Origin of the sequence: Pseudomonas sp. RW10S2, from assembly GCF_014268985.1 — a bacterium.
Taxonomy (GTDB): Bacteria; Pseudomonadota; Gammaproteobacteria; order Pseudomonadales; family Pseudomonadaceae; genus Aquipseudomonas; species Aquipseudomonas wayambapalatensis.
In genome coordinates, this window is the sequence record NZ_JABWRO010000215.1 from 1 (window position 1) to 3,449 (window position 3,449).

The 3,449-nt window shown below is 62.0% G+C and carries 2 protein-coding genes; one reads left to right on the plus strand and one right to left on the minus strand.

Annotated features, from left to right (window positions below; translation table 11 throughout):
- Nucleotides 1–23: 23 nt before the first annotated feature.
- Nucleotides 24–842: a pyruvate, water dikinase regulatory protein gene (locus HU729_RS25200; RefSeq protein ID WP_054892475.1), complete on the minus strand. Its 819-nt coding sequence runs from the start codon at nt 840–842 to the stop codon at nt 24–26.
- A gap of 181 nt (nt 843–1,023) precedes the next feature.
- Between HU729_RS25200 and ppsA the strand changes: the two genes are divergently transcribed.
- Complete coding sequence (gene ppsA, locus HU729_RS25205) at nt 1,024–3,399, plus strand: phosphoenolpyruvate synthase (protein WP_054892474.1); 2,376 nt, start codon at nt 1,024–1,026, stop codon at nt 3,397–3,399.
- Nucleotides 3,400–3,449 lie beyond the last annotated feature (50 nt).

The following is a 3,449-nucleotide window of genomic DNA, read 5'->3' on the forward strand; positions in this document are numbered from 1 at the left end:
TTTTTTGTTCGTCTTCAGCGGCCCTACTTGAACCGCCGCTCCACGCCTTTCTCCACGAGGATCTTCGCCGAAATCTCCTCCACCGAAAAATGCGTGGAGTTGATGTTGGGAATGTTCTCCCGGCGGAACAGGTTCTCCACCTCGCGCACCTCGAACTCGCACTGGGCAAAGCTCGAATAGCGGCTGTTGGGTTTGCGTTCGTGGCGAATGGCGGTCAGGCGGTCGGGGTCGATGGTCAGGCCGAACAGCTTGTTATGGTGCTTTTTCAGCACGGCCGGCAACTGCAGGCGCTCCATGTCGTCTTCGGTCAGCGGGTAGTTGGCGGCGCGGATACCGAACTGCATGGCCATGTACAGGCAGGTCGGCGTCTTGCCGCAGCGCGATACGCCCACCAGGATCAGGTCGGCCTTGTCGTAGTAATGGGTGCGCGCACCATCGTCGTTGTCCAGGGCGAAGTTGACCGCCTCGATGCGCTCCATGTAGTTGGAGTTGCCGCCGATCGAGTGCGATTTGCCCACGGAATACGACGAATGGGCAGTCAATTCCTGCTCGAGTGGGGATAAAAACGTCGAAAAGATGTCGATCATGAAGCCATTGGACGTGGCCATGACCTCGCGGATGTCCTGGTTGACGATGGTATCGAAGATAATGGGGCGCACACCGTCGCGCTCGGCCGCGGCATTGATCTGCTGGACCATGGCGCGCGCCTTGTCGAGCGTATCGATGTAGGGGCGGGTGAATTTGGCGAAGGGAATGCTTTCGAACTGCGCCAGCAGGCTTTGGCCCAGTGTTTCGGCCGTGATGCCGGTACCGTCGGAGATGAAGAACGCGGATCGTTTCATTTGCACCTGAGGCCTTAAGCTGCCGAATGTTTCTGGATATGATAGGTTCGGTTTGCCGAACGCGGTCGTTCGGCATTCTCACTTATTTTCCAGGTCCAGGCCACAAGCGTCCCGGCCCAGCCGCAGAGTCGACAGGCGGGCGCCCTTGAGCTTTTCCAATACAGTTAGTGGAGAGATCACCTTGGTAGAGTACGTAGTTTCCCTCGATAAGCTCGGCGTCCATGATGTGGAGCATGTGGGGGGCAAGAACGCATCCCTGGGCGAGATGATCAGTAATCTTGCCGGTGCCGGCGTATCGGTGCCGGGCGGCTTTGCCACTACGGCTCAGGCGTATCGCGACTTTCTCGAACAAAGTGGTTTGAACGACCGCATCCACGCCGCGCTCGATGCGCTGGACGTCGATGACGTCAACGCCCTGGCCAAGACCGGCGCACAGATTCGCCAGTGGGTGATGGAGGCCGATTTCCCGGCGCGCCTGGACGCCGAAATCCGCACCGCCTTCGCCGAAATGGCTGCCGGCAACGACAACATGGCCGTGGCCGTGCGTTCTTCGGCGACCGCCGAAGACTTGCCGGATGCCTCGTTCGCCGGCCAGCAGGAAACTTTCCTCAATATCCGTGGCGTCGACAACGTGATCCGCGCGGCCAAGGAAGTGTTCGCCTCGCTGTTCAACGACCGCGCCATTTCCTACCGCGTGCACCAGGGCTTCGACCACAAGCTGGTCGCCCTGTCGGCCGGCGTGCAGCGCATGGTGCGTTCGGAAACCGGCACCGCTGGCGTCATGTTCACCCTCGACACCGAGTCGGGCTTCCGCGACGTGGTGTTCATCACCGGCGCCTACGGCCTGGGCGAAACCGTGGTGCAGGGTGCGGTCAACCCTGACGAATTCTACGTGCACAAGAACACCCTGCAGGCAGGCCGCCCGGCCATCCTGCGCCGCAACCTGGGCAGCAAGGCGATCAAGATGGTCTACGGCGACGAAGCCAAGGCCGGTCGTTCGGTCAAGACCGTCGAGGTCGACCGTGCCGAGCGTGCGCGCTTCTGCCTCAGCGACGCCGAGGTCAACGAACTGGCCAAGCAGGCGATGATCATCGAGCAGCACTATCAGCGCCCGATGGACATCGAATGGGCCAAGGACGGTGACGACGGCAAGCTGTACATCGTGCAGGCTCGCCCCGAGACCGTGAAGAGCCGCGCCAGCGCCAATGTCATGGAACGCTACCTGCTCAAAGAGAAGGGCACGGTACTGGTCGAAGGTCGCGCCATTGGCCAGCGTATCGGCGCTGGCAAGGTCCGCGTGATCCACGATGTGTCCGAAATGGACAAGGTGCAGCCAGGCGACGTACTGGTTTCCGACATGACCGACCCGGACTGGGAACCGGTCATGAAGCGCGCCAGCGCCATCGTCACCAACCGCGGTGGCCGTACCTGCCACGCCGCGATCATCGCCCGTGAGCTGGGTATCCCGGCCGTGGTCGGTTGCGGCAACGCGACGCAAGTGCTCAAGGATGGCCAGGGCGTGACTGTTTCCTGTGCCGAAGGCGACACCGGCTTCATCTTCGAGGGCGAGCTGGGCTTCGACGTCAAGCAGAACTCGGTGGATGCCATGCCGGAGCTGCCGTTCAAGATCATGATGAACGTCGGCAACCCCGACCGCGCCTTCGACTTCGCCCAACTGCCCAACGCGGGTGTGGGCCTGGCGCGCCTTGAGTTCATCATCAACCGCATGATCGGCGTGCACCCCAAGGCACTGCTCAACTACGCGGGTCTGCCGCCTGAGCTGAAAGAGAGCGTCGACAAGCGCATCGCTGGCTACAGCGACCCAGTGGGCTTCTATGTCGAGAAGCTGGTCGAGGGCATCAGCACCCTGGCCGCAGCCTTCTACCCGAAAAAGGTGATCGTGCGCCTGTCGGACTTCAAGTCCAACGAGTACGCCAACCTGATCGGTGGCAAGCTCTACGAGCCGGAAGAAGAAAACCCGATGCTGGGCTTCCGCGGTGCCTCGCGCTACATCAGCGAGTCGTTCCGTGACTGCTTCGAGCTCGAGTGCCGCGCCCTCAAGCGCGTGCGCAACGAGATGGGCCTGACCAACGTCGAGATCATGGTGCCGTTCGTGCGCACCCTGGGCGAAGCCAGCCAGGTCGTCGACCTGCTCGCCGAGAACGGCCTGGCCCGTGGCGACAATGGCCTTCGCGTGATCATGATGTGCGAACTGCCGTCCAACGCCATCCTCGCCGAAGAGTTCCTGGAGTACTTCGATGGCTTCTCGATCGGCTCCAACGACCTGACCCAGCTCACCCTGGGCCTGGACCGCGACTCGGGGATCATCGCCCACCTGTTCGACGAGCGAAATCCTGCGGTCAAGAAGCTGCTGGCCAATGCCATCGCCGCGTGCAACAAGGCCGGCAAGTACATCGGCATCTGCGGCCAGGGCCCTTCGGACCACCCTGACCTCGCCAAGTGGTTGATGGAGCAGGGCATCGAGAGCGTGTCGCTGAACCCGGACTCGGTACTCGAAACCTGGTTCTTCCTGGCCGAAGGTCAGGGCGCAGCCTGATGCATCACGCGCGGGGCGCGTCCTGACGCGCTCCGTGCGTCTGCCTCTTC